The organism is Pseudomonas sp. FSL R10-2189, assembly GCF_009600325.1.
Lineage (GTDB): Bacteria > Pseudomonadota > Gammaproteobacteria > Pseudomonadales > Pseudomonadaceae > Aquipseudomonas > Aquipseudomonas helleri.
Genome location: NZ_WIVZ01000010.1, coordinates 87880 through 104349, shown reverse-complemented (window position 1 = coordinate 104349; position 16470 = coordinate 87880). Strand labels below are relative to the sequence as shown.

The 16470-nt window shown below is 57.5% G+C and carries 14 protein-coding genes and 1 pseudogene; 6 read left to right on the top strand and 9 right to left on the bottom strand.

Annotation, left to right across the window (positions count from 1 at the left end; translation table 11 throughout):
• The first annotated feature begins 1 nt into the window (after position 1).
• Positions 2 to 580, top strand: coding sequence for a cob(I)yrinic acid a,c-diamide adenosyltransferase (locus tag GHO32_RS10355; protein ID WP_153334970.1), 579 nt, complete (start codon positions 2 to 4; stop codon positions 578 to 580).
• A 157-nt stretch (positions 581 to 737) separates the two neighbouring features.
• On the opposite strand, the gene GHO32_RS10350 is transcribed toward GHO32_RS10355, so the two are convergent.
• The 3 genes from GHO32_RS10350 to secA form a co-directional block, all read right to left on the bottom strand.
• Entirely contained in the window at positions 738 to 1682 is a 945-nt protein-coding gene (locus tag GHO32_RS10350) for a Nudix family hydrolase (RefSeq protein ID WP_368668475.1), read from the bottom strand.
• 113 nt (positions 1683 to 1795) lie between these two features.
• Positions 1796 to 3013: a bifunctional glutamate N-acetyltransferase/amino-acid acetyltransferase ArgJ gene (gene argJ / locus GHO32_RS10345; RefSeq protein WP_048370587.1), complete on the bottom strand. Its 1218-nt coding sequence runs from the start codon at positions 3011 to 3013 to the stop codon at positions 1796 to 1798.
• 114 nt (positions 3014 to 3127) lie between these two features.
• Positions 3128 to 5881, bottom strand: coding sequence for a preprotein translocase subunit SecA (gene secA / locus GHO32_RS10340; RefSeq protein WP_153334968.1), 2754 nt, complete (start codon positions 5879 to 5881; stop codon positions 3128 to 3130).
• 307 nt (positions 5882 to 6188) lie between these two features.
• Between secA and GHO32_RS10335 the strand changes: the two genes are divergently transcribed.
• The gene (locus GHO32_RS10335; protein ID WP_153334967.1) at positions 6189 to 6641 is read left to right on the top strand and encodes a DUF721 domain-containing protein; all 453 of its coding nucleotides are present in this window, start codon (positions 6189 to 6191) and stop codon (positions 6639 to 6641) included.
• A gap of 63 nt (positions 6642 to 6704) precedes the next feature.
• Here GHO32_RS10335 and GHO32_RS10330 read toward each other — a convergent pair whose 3' ends face one another.
• Positions 6705 to 8183, bottom strand: a complete 1479-nt coding sequence (locus GHO32_RS10330) for a helicase HerA-like domain-containing protein (RefSeq protein ID WP_153334966.1) — start codon at positions 8181 to 8183, stop codon at positions 6705 to 6707.
• A gap of 195 nt (positions 8184 to 8378) precedes the next feature.
• Between GHO32_RS10330 and GHO32_RS27190 the strand changes: the two are divergent.
• Positions 8379 to 9410, top strand: a pseudogene (locus GHO32_RS27190) (cache domain-containing protein); the annotation flags it as partial.
• A gap of 18 nt (positions 9411 to 9428) precedes the next feature.
• Positions 9429 to 10268, top strand: a complete 840-nt coding sequence (locus GHO32_RS27185) for a methyl-accepting chemotaxis protein (RefSeq protein WP_372239793.1) — start codon at positions 9429 to 9431, stop codon at positions 10266 to 10268.
• A gap of 13 nt (positions 10269 to 10281) precedes the next feature.
• Here the strand turns inward: GHO32_RS27185 and GHO32_RS26455 are convergent, their stop codons facing one another.
• Complete coding sequence (locus tag GHO32_RS26455) at positions 10282 to 10455, bottom strand: hypothetical protein (RefSeq protein ID WP_173430627.1); 174 nt, start codon at positions 10453 to 10455, stop codon at positions 10282 to 10284.
• 135 nt (positions 10456 to 10590) lie between these two features.
• Positions 10591 to 11439 carry a formyltetrahydrofolate deformylase gene (gene purU, locus GHO32_RS10320; protein WP_048370599.1) on the bottom strand — a complete coding sequence of 283 codons (849 nt, stop codon included), beginning with the start codon at positions 11437 to 11439 and terminating at the stop codon, positions 10591 to 10593.
• A 348-nt stretch (positions 11440 to 11787) separates the two neighbouring features.
• On the opposite strand from purU, the gene mvaT reads away from it, so the two are divergent.
• Positions 11788 to 12165, top strand: a complete 378-nt coding sequence (gene mvaT / locus GHO32_RS10315) for a histone-like nucleoid-structuring protein MvaT (RefSeq protein WP_048370601.1) — start codon at positions 11788 to 11790, stop codon at positions 12163 to 12165.
• Positions 12166 to 12241: 76 nt separating this feature from the next.
• Here the strand turns inward: mvaT and sbcB are convergent, their stop codons facing one another.
• From sbcB to GHO32_RS10300, 3 genes are all read right to left on the bottom strand, one after another.
• Complete coding sequence (sbcB, locus tag GHO32_RS10310) at positions 12242 to 13693, bottom strand: exodeoxyribonuclease I (RefSeq protein WP_368668476.1); 1452 nt, start codon at positions 13691 to 13693, stop codon at positions 12242 to 12244.
• A gap of 105 nt (positions 13694 to 13798) precedes the next feature.
• Entirely contained in the window at positions 13799 to 14158 is a 360-nt protein-coding gene (locus GHO32_RS10305) for a PilZ domain-containing protein (RefSeq protein ID WP_123749911.1), read from the bottom strand.
• 215 nt (positions 14159 to 14373) lie between these two features.
• Positions 14374 to 14748 carry a tol-pal system YbgF family protein gene (locus GHO32_RS10300; protein WP_123749910.1) on the bottom strand — a complete coding sequence of 125 codons (375 nt, stop codon included), beginning with the start codon at positions 14746 to 14748 and terminating at the stop codon, positions 14374 to 14376.
• Positions 14749 to 14902: 154 nt separating this feature from the next.
• On the opposite strand from GHO32_RS10300, the gene pyk reads away from it, so the two are divergent.
• Positions 14903 to 16354 carry a pyruvate kinase gene (pyk, locus tag GHO32_RS10295; protein ID WP_123749909.1) on the top strand — a complete coding sequence of 484 codons (1452 nt, stop codon included), beginning with the start codon at positions 14903 to 14905 and terminating at the stop codon, positions 16352 to 16354.
• Positions 16355 to 16470 lie beyond the last annotated feature (116 nt).

Sequence of the window (16470 nt, the reverse complement as noted above, 5' to 3'; positions counted from 1 at the left end):
CATGGGTTTTCGCTTGTCAAAGATCTACACCCGCACCGGCGACAAAGGCGAAACAGGCCTTGGCGACGGCCGACGCGTGCCCAAGGATCACCCGCGGGTAGAAGCCATCGGCGAAGTCGACACGCTCAACAGTCAGTTGGGCCTGCTGCTGGCCGGGCTCAGCGCCCATAGCGTCGAGTGTTCGGGGCTAAATGAGGTGATAGAAGTGCTTGAACCTTGTCAGCATCGACTGTTCGACCTGGGTGGCGAACTGGCCATGCCGGTGTATCAGGCGCTCAACAGCGCTGAAGTCGAGCGTTTAGAGGCGGCGATTGACCGCTGGAATGAAGAGTTGGGCCCGCTGGAAAACTTCATTTTGCCCGGCGGCTCCACCTTGATCGCTCAAGCCCACATCTGCCGCAGCCTGGCCCGCAGCGCCGAACGCCGCTGCCAGCAACTCAATGCACTGGAGCCATTGGCGGGGATGGGTCTGGCGTACATCAACCGGCTGTCAGACCTGCTGTTCGTGGCCGCGCGTTTGATTGCCAAACGCCAAGGGATAGCCGAGATCTTGTGGCAGGCGGCGGCCAAGCCCGCCTGAGGCACGCACGCCTTCATTGTGTAGCCGCTGCCGAGGCACGAAGGCTGCGATCTTTTTACGGCTGCTTCGCACCCGGACGTAGCCTCGCAAAGCTCGTCAACTGCTACAGAGATCACGTGCCCCGCACGATCTTTTGATCTTCAACGTCGCACAGAAGTTAATCCTGCGGCCAGAACGCGCGGATTCCGGCAACGCCTTGTGCGCCGATGCTCCATGCCTGCTGGCGATCGTCCGGCCCCAACCCGCCCAGCAAAAACACCGGCTTGTTGAAGTTGGCGATCAACGCCTGCGCCTGCTCCCAGCCCAAAGGCTGCGTATCCGGGTGGGTCTGGGTCGGTAATACCGGCGACAAGGTCACAAAGTCCACGTCCATCTGCTCAGCCAACGCCAGTTCTTCTGCGTTATGGCAGGAAGCCGCCAACCAGCGCTCTTTGGCCAACGGCCGGCCTTTGGCGGCGTATTTGCGCAATTGCGCCGCGGTTAAATGCCAACCCGCCGAAGGAAAATCACCCAGCCATTCCAGCGGACCTTTGAGCATCAGTTGCGCCTTGCCCGCACACAACCCGGCCGCATCCACCGCCAAATCGCGGTACTTGGGATCGTAACCATTGGGCGCACGCAATGAAACCAGCTTGATACCGCCTGCAATGGCCTTCTGCAAACCGCGCAACAACTCCGGCGTTTCCAGCCCGTCCGGGGTAATCAGGTATTGATCCGGCAAACGCGCAGCCGCCACTATCGGCTGATTCGCTGCCGGGAACTCATAACTGGCCAAGTCTCGCGCCGAAGCCCACGCCAATGGCTGACCTTCTGCGCCATGAGGCTCGCCCGTGAATTGCGAAACTTCCCACACATCAAGCAGGACCTGCTTGTCCGGGTAATCATGCTGAACCTTGATCAACGGTCGCGCAGCGCTCACCGTAATCCCCAGTTCTTCTTGCAGCTCACGATTCAACGCAGCCTCGACCGACTCCCCTGCCTCGACCTTGCCGCCAGGGAACTCCCAGAGCCCGCCTTGATGCTGAGTATCAGCGCGACGGGCAATCAGTACCTTGCCGCCTTCGCCACGGATAACGGCCGCAGCCACATGAATTCGTTTCACCCTTGTACTTCCTCTAATCCGGCCTGTTGCCAGGCTTTAAACGCCAAGCCTTGGTATCTGCTCCCTCCAATGATCGACGCGAGCATGGCCTGCATGCTCGCGCAGAACAGTGATCAGGTACGGTATTCAGCGTTGATTTTCACGTACTCGTGGGACAAGTCTGTGGTCCAGATGGTTTCGCTGGCGGTGCCGCGACCCAATTCGATGCGAATGGTGATTTCTTCACGGGCCATCACCGCCGAACCTTGCTCTTCGGTGTAAGTGGCTGCGCGTGCGCCGCCGCTGGCAATGCACACTTCGCCGAGGAACACGTCGATTTTGCTCACGTCCAGGTCCGGCACACCGGCACGCCCAACGGCCGCCAAAATACGGCCCCAGTTCGGGTCAGAGGCAAACAGAGCAGTCTTGATCAACGGCGAGTGAGCCACGGTGTAACCGACGTCCAGGCACTCCTGGTGGTTACCGCCGCCATTCACTTCAACGGTGACGAACTTGGTCGCACCTTCGCCGTCACGCACGATGGCCTGGGCCACGTCCATGCACACTTCAAACACCGCCTGCTTCAAGGCCGCGAACAGCGGGCCGCTGGCTTCGGTGATTTCTGGCAGGTTGGCTTTGCCGGTAGCAATCAGCATGCAGCAATCGTTGGTCGAGGTGTCGCCATCGATGGTGATGCGGTTGAACGACTTGTTGGCACCGTCAAGCAACAGGTTTTGCAGGACATCACGGGACACTTTGGCGTCAGTCGCGATGTAACCCAGCATGGTGGCCATGTTCGGCCGAATCATGCCCGCACCTTTGCTGATGCCGGTGACGGTGATGGTCACGCCTTCATGCTCAAACTGACGGCTCGCCCCTTTAGGCAAGGTGTCTGTGGTCATGATGCCGGTGGCTGCTTCGGCCCAATGGTTTTCCGACAGGTCGTCCAGCGCGGCTTGCAAAGCGCCTTCGATTTTCTCAACCGGCAGCGGCTCGCCGATCACACCGGTGGAATACGGCAGCACTGCGCTGGCATCTACACCCGTCAGTTCAGCCAGCTTGGCGCAGGTGCGTGTGGCCGCGATCAGGCCCGGCTCGCCGGTACCGGCGTTGGCATTGCCGGTATTGGTCAGCAGGTAGCGCACAGGCCCCTGAACACGTTGCTTGGCCAAAATCACCGGCGCGGCGCAAAAAGCATTCAAGGTGAACACGCCTGCGACGTTCGAGCCTTCAGCGCAGCGCATGACCACGACATCCTTACGCCCAGGACGCTTGATACCGGCGCTAGAAATACCCAGCTCAAAACCGGCCACCGGGTGCAAAACAGGCAAAGGACCAAGACCAACAGCCATGACGCGCTCCTACATAGAAATGACAGTTCCGCCAATGGGCGGGAATTCAATGGTAAAACGCCGCGACGGCTAAAGCCGGTCGCGGCGCAGGTGTTTCAGCAAATGAAGCGGGCTTTAGTTGATTTGCCCGTGACAGTGCTTGTATTTCTTGCCCGAACCGCAGTAGCACAGCTCGTTGCGGCCCAGCTTCTGGTCATTGCGCACCGGCTCGGACGACGTCTCGACATCAGCGATGTCTGCACCTTCAAGCACTTGGGCCATGGCATCAGGCTGATCAAGGCCTGGCGCTTCGGCGTGCTGGAACTGCATGCGCGAAGCCAGCTCTTCAGCTTCTTGACGCAGACGGGCTTCTTCTTCAACCGGGTCTTCGCGACGAACCTGTACGTGGGACAGTACACGGATCGAATCACGCTTGATCGAATCAAGCAGCTCGGAGAACAGGTTGTACGACTCGCGCTTGTACTCTTGCTTCGGGTTCTTCTGCGCATAGCCGCGCAAGTGGATACCGTGACGCAAGTGGTCCATGGTCGACAGGTGGTCTTTCCACAGGTCGTCCAGAACACGCAGCACAATTTGCTTCTCGAACGTGCGCAGGGCTTGCGCGCTGGCCTGTTCTTCTTTCTCGTTGTACGACGCCAGCAGCTCGTTCAGCAGCTTCTCACGCAGGGTTTCTTCGTACAGGTGATCGTCTTCGTCGAGCCATTGCTGGATCGGCAGTTTCACGCCGAAGCCGCTTTCGATGGCTGCTTCCAGACCGGCAATGTCCCACTGCTCAGGCAACGATTGCGGCGGGATGTGCGCGCTGACGGTGCTGTCGAGAACGTCCTTGCGGAAGTCAGCAATGGTTTCGCCGATGTTTTCAGCCGCCAGCAACGTGTTACGCATGTGATAAATCACTTTACGCTGTTCGTTGTTAACGTCATCGAACTCCAGCAATTGCTTACGGATGTCGAAGTTGCGACCTTCAACCTTGCGCTGAGCCTTTTCGATCGCGTTGGTCACCATGCGGTGCTCAATCGCTTCGCCAGACTGCATGCCCAGGGCCTTCATGAAGTTCTTCACTCGATCAGAAGCGAAGATACGCATCAGGCTGTCTTCCAGCGACAGGTAGAAGCGGCTGGAACCGGTATCACCCTGACGACCGGCACGACCACGCAACTGGTTGTCGATACGGCGCGATTCATGGCGCTCGGAAGCGATGACATGCAGACCACCCGACTCCAGCACTTGCTGGTGACGTTTTTGCCAATCGGCTTTGATCTGGGCAATTTGCTCTGGCGTCGGGTTTTCGAGCGAAGCCACTTCGACTTCCCAGTTACCGCCCAACAGGATGTCGGTACCACGACCGGCCATGTTGGTGGCGATGGTCAGTGCGCCCGGACGACCGGCCTGGGCAATGATTTCAGCTTCTTTTTCGTGGAACTTGGCGTTCAGTACCTTGTGCTCGATGCCTTCCTGCTTCAGCAGGTTGGACATGTGCTCAGAGGTTTCGATGGTGGCAGTACCGACCAGTACCGGGCGGCCTTTTTCCATGCAGTCCTTGATGTCGGCCACGATGGCGGCGTACTTCTCGTCTGCGGTCAGGAACACCAGGTCGTTGTAGTCTTTACGCGCCAGCGGCTTGTTCGGCGGGATAACCATCACCGACAGACCGTAGATCTGGTGGAATTCGAACGCTTCGGTGTCTGCCGTACCGGTCATGCCGGACAGCTTGTTGTACAGACGGAAGTAGTTCTGGAAGGTGGTCGATGCCAGGGTCTGGCTCTCTGCCTGAATGTTCAAGCCTTCCTTCGCTTCAATCGCCTGGTGCAGGCCTTCGGACAGACGACGACCCGGCATGGTACGGCCGGTGTGTTCGTCGACCAACAATACCTGACCGTCTTCAACGATGTATTCGATGTTGCGATGGAACAGCTTGTGAGCGCGCAGAGCAGCGTACACGTGGGTCAACAGGCCCAGGTTGTGCGCCGAGTACAGGCTTTCGCCTTCGGCCAGCAGACCGATCTGGGTCAGCATGTCTTCTACAAACTGGTGACCGGATTCGTTCAGCTCGACCTGACGGGTCTTCTCATCGATGGTGTAGTGGCCAGGCTTGGTGACTTCGCCTTCCACTTCTTCGATGTGTTGTTCAAGACGCGGGATCAGCTTGTTGATTTCGGTGTACAGCTTGGAGCTGTCTTCGGCCTGACCCGAGATGATCAGCGGCGTACGCGCTTCGTCGATCAGGATGGAGTCGACTTCGTCGATTACAGCGAAATTAAGCTCGCGCTGGAATTTTTCTTCCATGCTGAAAGCCATGTTGTCGCGCAGGTAATCGAAGCCAAACTCGTTGTTGGTCCCGTAGGTGATGTCGGCGGCGTAGGCTTCACGCTTTTCCTGTGGTGGCTGGAAAGGCGTAACAACACCGACCGAAAGCCCCAGGAACTCATAGAGCGGGCGCATCCAGTTGGCATCTCGACGTGCCAGGTAGTCGTTCACAGTGACCACATGCACGCCCTTGCCGGACAATGCATTGAGGTAAACGCCCAGGGTTGCTACCAGGGTTTTACCTTCACCGGTACGCATTTCTGCGATCTTGCCTTCGTGCAAGGTCATGCCACCGATCAGCTGTACGTCAAAGTGACGCATGCCCATGATGCGCTTACCGGCTTCACGGCAGACCGCGAACGCTTCAGGCAACAATTGATCGAGGGTCTCACCTTTAGCTATGCGGGCCTTGAACTCTTCGGTCTTGGCGCGCAATTGCTCATCACTCAGAGCAACCATTTGCTCTTCGAAGGCATTAACGACCTGTACCGTCTTGAGCATGCGTTTAACTTCGCGCTCGTTCTTGCTTCCAAAAAGTTTCTTTAACAAAGGCGCAAACATATCGGCAGGATCTTCCACACATAGGGATGGAGGGCGGCCCCGAGAGTCGCCCGAGCAGCCCTGATGGCCGCATGCGAGCGAGCATTCTACCCGGAAACGGCGGTGAGGAAAGTGGCGTTATTCCACGATACTGGTACAGCGTTGTGACGGGGCCTGACTAAAATAAGCCCTTTTTGCGGAACTTCAACCCATGCGGTGCAGAAGTTACCTATTGATTTTGCAAATAAACTTAACCGTTTCAGGTCTGTGTCGAGGGAAATGGCGGTTTCTGCTAGGATTGCCATTCAGTTTTCTCAGGTGTTTGATCATGGCATTTCGCCCACACCCAGCACGTGCACCCGCCGTTCTGCTCCGCGAGGCCAAGCCCCTAAAAGCCATTTTCGGCCATGCCAAGCGCCTTGCGCACCTGCAACGTCTGCTTGAAAGCCAGCTCCAGCCTGCCGCCCGCGAACATTGCCACGTGGCGTCCTGGCGTGAAGGCAGCTTGTTGTTAATCGTCACCGATGGCCATTGGGCCACGCGTTTGCGCTACCAGCAAAAACGCCTGCAACGTCAATTGCAGGCCTTTGACGAGTTCGCCAGCCTTACCCGGATTTTGTTCAAAGTGCAGCCGCCGACCGTGCAGGCCAAAGTCGGCGGGCACACCCATGACCTGTCAGTGGATGCCGGGCAAACCATCCAGGCCACCGCCGAAGGCATCAACGACCCGGCCCTGCGCGCAGCCCTTGAGCGCCTGGCCAGCCACGCCCGCCCCAAGTAAATGCAAAAAACCGTAGTCGCTGACGAGGAACGAGGCTGCGATGCGGGCCGCAGGACCGCCGCTTCATTTACGCTTGCCATTCCCCAGCAACGACCCCAATAACCCGCGCACCAATTGACGGCCCATCTGGCTCGCGGCCTGGCGTGCCATCGATTGCAGGGCTTTGCCGGTACTCGTCCCCAAAAACTCACCGGCCTGATCCAGCAAGCTCGGTTCATGGGGCGCCGCCGGGGCTTGCCCTTCTGGCGCCTGACCTTTGCGCGCCTGCAGCACTTCGTAGGCCGATTCGCGGTCTATCGGTTTGTCGTAACGCCCCTGCAACGGCGAACTGGCAATCAAGGCCGCCCGCTCGGCCTCACTCAGCGGCCCGATGCGCGACTGCGGCGGCGCAATCAATACGCGCTGAACCATCGCTGGCGTGCCCTTTTCTTCGAGCATGCCCACTAACGCCTCGCCCGTACCCAGTTCGGTCAACACCGCCAACGCACTGAATGCCGGGTTCGGGCGAAACCCGTCGGCCACCGCCCTCAGCGACTTTTGCTCTTTGGCGGTGAAAGCACGCAACCCATGCTGGATACGCAAGCCCAATTGCGACAGCACGGTGTCAGGCAAGTCCGCCGGTGATTGCGTGACAAAGTACACGCCTACCCCTTTGGAACGAATCAACCGAACCACTTGCTCCAAACGGTCTTGCAGCGCCTTGGGCGTATCGGCAAACAACAAATGCGCCTCGTCGAAAAACAGTGCCAGCAAGGGCTTGTCGGCGTCGCCACGCTCCGGCAATTGCTCAAACAGCTCCGCCAACAGCCATAACAGAAAGGTCGCATACACCTTGGGCGCTTCGTGCACCAGGCGGCTAGCATCCAGCAAATGGATGCGACCACGACCATCGCTGGCAGGCTGCAAGAGGTCTTCGAGTTGCAGCGCAGGCTCACCAAACAACGACTCGGCACCCTGCTGCTCCAACGTAGCCAAACGGCGCAATAACGCCTGGCTGGATCCTGTCGTCATCAACGCTGCGTCTTCGCCCAGCACGTCCGGGTTCTCACGCAGATGCCCGAGCAGCGCCTTGAGGTCTTTGAGGTCCAGCAGCAACAAGCCTTCGCGATCAGCCACTTTAAACGCCGCGTACAGCGCAGACTGCTGGCTGTCGGTCAGTTCAAGCAAACTGCCCAGCAGCAGCGGCCCCATTTCGCTCAAGGTTGTGCGCAACGGATGGCCCGTTTTGCCCTGGATGTCCCACAGGGTGACCGGGTACGCCTTGGGCTGATAATTCAGCCACGGCATGCTGGCAATGCGCTCTGCAATTTTGCCTTGGGGATTACCCGCCGCGCCCAGCCCACACAGGTCGCCCTTGATGTCGGCGGCAAATACGGCAACCCCCGCATCGCTGAATTGCTCAGCCAAACGTTGCAGGGTGACGGTTTTACCTGTCCCCGTGGCACCCGCCACTAAACCATGGCGATTGGCCAAACGTAATGACTGAGCAATGGGCTGGCCCGCAAGGTCAGCGCCGAGTACAAGAGCAGAAGAGTCAGGCATTTTGCCACCTTTGATTAATCTTTCACGGGTCCGCGTCGATACCCTCTTAATGCTAGACCAGAAAATTCCTGATTTAGCGTAGGAAAGCCCACTTATAAATACTCAAATCGCTTCTGTTCTAGCCGTGATTTGTAGAGTGCGCGTTTTACAGCGTGTAGGCCTCACATTTATAGAACTTAGCGGACCCTTCTAGCCATGAATAAAAACCTGCGTTTCAGTCATAAAATCCTGCTGGCTGCGTCCCTGATTGTCATAGCCGCGTTCTCGCTCTTTGCCTTGTACAACGATTACTTGCAGCGCAATGCCATCCGCAACAACCTCGACAACTATCTGCATGAGATGGGCAGTGTCACCGCCAATACGATTCAGACATGGCTCGGCGGGCGGATTCTGCTGGTCGAAAACCTCGCACAATCGTTGGCCATCAACCCCGAGCCCGCCCAGGCCGCCAGCTTGCTGGAGCAGAAGGCGCTGACCAGCACCTTCATGGCCGATTACTTTGGTGATAACCAGGGCGCTTTCACCATTCGCCCTGACAGCAAAATGCCCGACGGTTTCGACCCGCGAACCCGCCCTTGGTACAAAGACGCCGTCAACAGCAGCAGTGCCAGCCTGACCGAACCGTACATTGATGCGGTCACCGGTCAGATGATCATCTCGATTGGCAGCGCCGTGAAAAAAGCCGGGCAGACACTGGGCGTGGCCGGGGCTGACCTGAGTCTGCAAACCATCACGGACACCATCAATGCCTTGAACTTTAATGGCCTGGGCTATGCCTTTCTGATCAGTGGCGACGGCAAGGTCCTGGTTCACCCGGACAAAACCCTGGTCACCCAGTACCTGAAGGATATTTACCCGCAGGACACGCCGCCTATCAGCAGCGCGTTCAGCGAGATCCAGGCCAACGGCAAAACCCGGATCGTGACCTTTACACCGGTCAAAGGGCTGGGGAACGTCAACTGGTCGATCGGTCTGTCCGTGGACAAAGAAAAGGCCTTTGCCGCACTGAACACATTCCGGACATCGGCAGTGATTGCCACGGTGATCGCCGTGATTTCGATCATCGCCCTGCTCGGCCTGTTGATCCGCTTGCTGTTGCAGCCCCTGCACATCATGACCCGCGCCATGCAGAACATTGCCGAAGGTGAAGGCGATTTGACCCGCCGCCTCGACGTAACCTCCAACGACGAATTCGGCACCCTGGGCAGTGCGTTCAACGACTTTGTAGAGCGCATTCACACCTCCATGCGCGAAGTGTCCTCGGCCACCGCGCAGGTTAATGAAGTGGCCCTGCGCGTGGTCAGCGCCTCCAACTCGTCAATGCTCAATTCTGACGAACAGGCCAGCCGCACCAACAGTGTTGCCGCTGCCATCAACGAGCTGGGTGCTGCCGCCCAAGAGATTGCCCGCAACGCCGCCCAGGCCTCGCAACAGGCCAGCGACGCCCGCGGTCTGGCAACCGAAGGCCAGCAAGTGGTTGAACGCAGCATCAGCTCCATGCAGCAACTGTCGCAAATGCTCGGCACGTCCAGTGGCCATATCGAGTCGCTCAACGGCAAGACCGTGAACATTGGGCAGATCCTCGAAGTGATCACCAGCATCTCGCAGCAAACCAACCTGCTGGCCCTCAACGCCGCCATTGAAGCGGCCCGCGCCGGAGAAGCCGGACGCGGTTTTGCCGTGGTGGCCGATGAGGTGCGCAACCTGGCACACCGCACTCAAGAGTCAGCACAGCAAGTCCAGGCGATGATCGAAGAGCTACAAATCAGCGCCCGCGCCTCGGTCAGCACCATGGATGAAAGCCAGCGCCACAGCGAAGACAGCGTCGAGATCGCCAACCTGGCCGGTGAGCGGCTGGTCAGCGTGACAGAGCGTATTGGCGAGATTGACGGCATGAACCAGTCCGTGGCGACCGCAACCGAAGAGCAAACCTCGGTGGTTGAGTCGATCAACATGGACATTACCGAGATCAATACGCTGAATCAGGAAGGGATTGAAAACCTGCAGTCCACCTTGCGCGCCTGCACCGACCTCGAACAACAGGCCGCTCGCCTCAAGCAATTGGTGGGCAGTTTCCGTATCTAAGCAATAAATGGACTTACGGCTTGGGGTCAGCTTCAGCGTCTTGCTGTAGTTGCTCCCAAAGCCTGGCGGCGTCAGGAAAATCAGTGCCATCCTCGGGGCTGAGGGCGTCCGGGTCGTAACGACTCAAACAGCCCTCACCCACCGTGGCCGGGGCGCTGGAGGTAGCCTTGTCGAGTGGATCAGTCATGGCGAATCCTCCAGCGTCCAATCTGTAGAAAATCCGTGGGAGCGGGCTTGCTCGCGATGCAAACGACTCGGTTTGTCAGACGCACCGGGCAGACACTATCGCGAGCAAGCCCGCTCCCACAAAAACCTTCTCGCATCAAAACACGACGGTTTTGTTGCCGTGTACCAGAACGCGGTCTTCGAGGTGATAACGCAGGCCACGGGCCAGCACCATCTTCTCGACGTCACGGCCGAAACGCACCATGTCTTCAATGCTGTCACTGTGGCTGACACGAACCACGTCTTGCTCGATGATCGGACCTGCGTCCAGCTCTTCGGTGACGTAATGGCACGTCGCGCCGATCAGCTTCACACCGCGCATGGACGCTTGGTGATAAGGCTTGGCACCCACGAAAGACGGCAAGAAGCTGTGGTGGATGTTGATGACTTGACCGGCGTATTCGCTGCACAGGTCGGGCGGCAGAATTTGCATGTAACGCGCCAATACCACGACTTCAGCCTCGTGGTGTTTGACCAGACGCGAGACTTCGGCAAACGCCGGTTGCTTGTCTTTCGGGTCAACCGGTACGTGGTAAAACGGAATGCCGTGCCACTCCACCATGCTGCGCAAGTCATTGTGGTTAGAGATAACGCACGAAATATCGCAGTCCAGCTCATCGCTGTGCCAGCGGTGCAGCAAGTCTGCCAGGCAGTGAGATTCACGGCTGGCCATCAATACCACGCGTTTTTTCTGCGCAGTATCGGTAATACGCCACTGCATCGAAAACTCTTCAGCGATCGGGGCAAATGCCTCGCGAAACGCCTCAATGCCAAACGGCAAAGAGTCGGCACGAATTTCGTGACGCATAAAGAACCAACCGCTTTGGTCGTCCGAGTGGTGGCTCGCTTCAGTGATCCAGCCATTGTGGGAGGCCAGGAAATTACTGACCTTGGCGACAATGCCGACGCCGTCGGGGCAGGCGATCACCAACCGAAAAGTGCGCATGAGGGGAAAACTCCAAAACTTTACTAAGGCCGCCATTCTAGCGAGTGCGCAGCAAAACTACAGTATTCGTTGAGCCTTATTGCCTGTGCTACGGGGTCGCGGTGCAAAAGCGTCGGCGCCAACAGCGCCGTGGCCTGCATTGAATTTATCGATCCGTTGATACTATTTATTAATGACTTTGATTAAGCCTGGGTATCGACCTATTTAACCGGCTACATAGTGCAGACAGACAAAAGTTAATGAATAAAAATTTAAATTAATCTGACATTGGATATTTACTTGCTGAAACTGTCTGACTATTATTGCGCCACTGTCTCCCTGTCACCACTTCAGCATAAGGTAAGCCTCATGTCCTTGATCAACGAATACCGCGCTACAGAAGAAGCCATCAAAGAACTGCAAGCTCGCCTGAAGAACCTGTCGGAAGACGACAAACTTCAAACCGAGCTGGAATTTGAAGGCAAACTGCGTACGCTGATGGGCGAATACCAAAAGTCGCTGCGTGACATCATCGCGCTGCTGGACCCAGAAGCCAAAGCAAGCAAAGCACCACGTGGTGTTGTTAAAACCACCGGCACCAAACGTGCCCGCAAGGTTAAACAATACAAAAACCCGCACAACGGCGAAGTGATTGAAACCAAAGGTGGCAACCACAAAACTCTGAAAGAGTGGAAAGCCAAGTGGGGCAGCGACGTGGTTGAAGGCTGGGCAACTTTGCTCGGCTAAGTGATTGCGAACACCTCGCGTGTTCAGCAGCACCCATAAAAACGCCAGCTTGCTGGCGTTTTTTATTGCCCGGCATTTAGTCTGTTTCAGTGGCCGGAGTTACCAGCCCTACTCGCCGGCTCACGTCCTGGGCGTAACGCTGCCATTGCTCCAGCAGCCTCAGTTGCGCAGGTGTTGCGCTGCGTGCCAGGCCTTCTACGGCCTCGTTGAACTGGCTCAGGGTCAACGGCGCGCCAAAGGCCGGATCCGTCAAACGCTGTTGGCAAAACAATTGCCAACGCTCATGTTCTTGCTCACTCAAGGTCGCTGGAAAGTTTCGCGCACGGTAACGGAATAATAATTCGGGCAACCGCTCGTCATCAAAAGGCCACGTATCTTTACCCAACTGCTCCGGATCACTTAAGCGTACTTGCTCACACAACCGGCGATCGCGATCACCGAGAAAACCGTCATACAGTTGCTGCTCCGGGTCCTCACTGGGAGTGAAGTCTTCGCGGGCATAAATAACATTTAACTTTTGCTGCCAAACTTCCTGAGCCTCTGTCAGCACCCGGGCACGTGCTTGATAATCCGCCATGTCCAACTGCAAACGCTGCTGGTCCTGTGCACGCACAACAGTTAACGGGGCGACGACCGGACAACGATTAACGTGAATCAGCTTAAGTCCAATGGGTAATTGACCTTCGGCTAATTCTTCGCGCCGCGTATAAAGCAGTGCACGAAGCGATTCAGCCTCCAGGTCCATTAAAGGCTGCGGATCAAAATGCAGGTCATAGACAATCAATGCATTACGGTTTTTGGGATGCCAGGCCAAGGGTAAAACCACACCGATATAATGCCGCGCCGCCGAAAAACGCCCCGAGATATGCACCATGGGTTGCAACAATCGAACTTGATCCAGCACCCGTTGTTTAGTTCGTAGTTGAAATAACCAGTCATACAGTTTCGGTTGTTTTTCACGGATCAGACGCGCCAATGCGATGGTTGCACGCACATCGGACAGCGCATCGTGTGCCTGGCCGTGATCAATGCCGTTGGCGGCCGTCAAACGCTCAAGCTTGAGCGTCACCCGCCCGTCTTCTTCGGGCCACACAATGCCTTCAGGGCGTAGCGCATACGCCGCACGCACAACATCAATCAAATCCCAACGACTGTTGCCGCCTTGCCATTCACGCGCGTAAGGATCGAAGAAGTTGCGGTACAGACTGTATCGCGTGACTTCGTCATCAAAACGCAAGGTGTTATAGCCCGCCCCGCAGGTGCCTGGCTGCGCCAATTGCGCATGGGTGCGAGTCATGAACTCGGCTTCGCCCAGGCCTTTGTCTTCCAGAACGCCCGGCGTAATGCCGGTGACCAGACAAGCCATGGGGTGCGGCAGGATATCGTCGCTGGGCTGACAGTACAGATTGAGCGGCTGGTCTATCTCATTGAGCGCAAAGTCGGTGCGGATCCCGGCAACCTGCACCGCACGATCATTGCGCGGATTGATGCCGGTGGTTTCGTAGTCGTACCAAAAAATGGAAGTCACGGGGTGTTCCTGAGCAGTATTCCCGCTCAGTCTAGGCGTTCAACGCCAGGCAAGACCAGCCCGAAGCCATCAGGTCAAGCCGCTGGTCTTGCCTGCGCCAGCCCGTCAGGCAGAGGCTTGTCTGGGGTGAAAGCTGAAATAGTGGTGCAAGTCGTCGATCAGCGCGAGGTACTCCTCAGGCGGCTGATAGAGGATAAAACCGGAGTCATAGACGTTGGGCGTGACATCTTCCCGGCACCACAGGCATCGGGCAACAAGGTCGATCAAGTGCACCTGGCCATCACTGCCGGGCAGCTTGAAGCGCAGCTGAAAGTCGGCCTCGACCAGCAGAGGCAAGTGGCTGATCAACACCAGACCGCCCTCGGAGGCATTGCCCAAATACCCCATGGGCTTGTCCGTGAAGCGATTGAAGACCTTCAGGAAAGATGTCAATTCGTGACGCTGGATGCGACGCTCAGTAACCATATTGGATTCACTTGTAAAGGCCCGGGGTAACTGCCCGGAAGGCCGCACACCAAAGGGCTGCCGACCAGGCACTGAGTCTTACGGTGCTGCGTACCGATTCAGGTAAAGCATAGTCAATAAATAATCGAGTGATAGCCATGCGCCATCAATTGCCGCCAAGATCCCGGCACGCAGGGGTTATGGCCCTGTGGCGCGCACTCAACACTCAACACGCCTCAGATCTTCGCCGGCAGGGCTTGAGCCTGACTGGGGCCAGGAATGAACTTGAGAATACGCAGCGTTTCGATCCGAGCCTTGGCTCGATAGGCGTACTCGCTCTTCGGGAACTCGTTGATGATGTATTGATAGGTCTGGGCGGCATCCAGGTAAAACTTTGTACGCTCAAGACACAGCCCGCGCAACATTGCCGTTTGCGGCCAGATATAAGGACGGCTGCGGCTGTCACGGTCTACTTCTGACAGCTCAAGCATCACCGCTTCACAATTACCGCGGTCATACGCCCGGTAGGCATTGTTCAAATGATGGTTCATTGACCAGCGGGTACAGCCAGCAACACAGCTGACTGCCACTAAAATAAGTAAAAAGCGCATGGGCATCTCCTGTTCTCAACAGTGTATCGACCCCTGCGCCAAATTCTTCATAGCCTGTGCACCACAACTTAAGTCGAAAGTAGTGCAGAGGAACAATGACTACAGCCAAAGACCATAGTAGCCTTTGGCAGCGCTTGAACTCAGGAGTCTTTGCATGTCCGTTCGTCGAACTAAAATCGTTGCCACACTTGGCCCTGCCAGCAATTCCCCGGAGATGCTTGAACAGCTGATCCTCGCTGGCCTGGACGTCGCCCGTCTGAACTTTTCCCACGGCACTCCCGATGAGCACAAGGCTCGCGCCAAGCTGGTGCGTGACATCGCTGCCAAGCACGGCCGCTTCGTCGCGTTGCTGGGTGACCTGCAAGGCCCGAAAATCCGTATCGCCAAATTCGCCAACAAACGCATCGAACTGAAAATCGGTGATCGTTTCACCTTCTCCACCAGCCACCCGCTGACCGAAGGTACCCAAGACGTTGTTGGCATCGATTACCCGGATCTGGTCAAGGACTGCGGCGTCGGTGACGAACTGCTGCTCGATGACGGTCGCGTGGTCATGCGCGTTGAAACCGCCACGGCAGACGCCCTGCACTGCGTGGTATTGATCGGCGGCCCGCTGTCGGACCACAAAGGCATCAACCGCCGCGGTGGTGGCCTGACCGCCCCTGCGCTGACTGAAAAAGACAAGGCGGACATCAAGCTGGCTGCCGAAATGGAAGTCGACTACCTCGCCGTGTCGTTCCCGCGTGACGCCGCTGACATGGAATACGCCCGTCAACTGCGTGACGAAGCCGGCGGTACCGCCTGGCTGGTGGCTAAAATCGAACGCGCTGAAGCCGTGGCCGACGACGAAACCCTCGATGCACTGATCAAAGCCAGTGACGCGGTCATGGTTGCCCGTGGCGACCTGGGCGTTGAAATCGGTGACGCCGAGCTGGTGGGCATCCAGAAAAAAATCATCCTGCACGCACGTCGCCACAACAAGGCGGTGATCGTTGCGACCCAGATGATGGAGTCGATGATCCAGAACCCGATGCCAACGCGTGCCGAAGTGTCCGACGTTGCCAACGCCGTTCTCGACTACACCGACGCCGTGATGTTGTCGGCCGAAAGTGCTGCCGGTGCTTACCCACTGGAAGCCGTGCAGGCCATGGCGCGTATTTGCGTCGGCGCTGAAAAGCACCCGACCAGCAAAACCTCCAGCCACCGCATCGGCAAGACCTTCGAAAGCTGCGACCAGAGCATCGCGCTGGCGGCCATGTACACCGCCAACCACTTCCCTGGCGTAAAAGCGATCATCGCCCTGACTGAAAGCGGTTACACGCCGTTGATCATGTCGCGCATCCGTTCTTCGGTGCCGATCTACGCGTTCTCCCCGCACCGCGAAACCCAGGCCCGTGCGGCCATGTTCCGTGGCGTCTACACCGTACCGTTCGACCCGGCTTCGTTGCCGCCAGAACAAGTCAGCCAGGCCGCTATCGACGAACTGCTCAAGCGCGGCGTCGTAGAGAAAGGTGACTGGGTCATCCTGACCAAGGGCGACAGCTACCACACCATCGGTGGCACCAACGGCATGAAGATCCTGCATGTCGGCGACAAAATGGTGTAAGCCCTAACCGGCCCCACACCCAAAGCCCCGCTCGAGCAATCCGGCGGGGCTTTTTTATAACAACCCGCACCGTTCCTGTGTAGGAGCGAGCTTGCCTCGCGATCTTTTGACCCTAA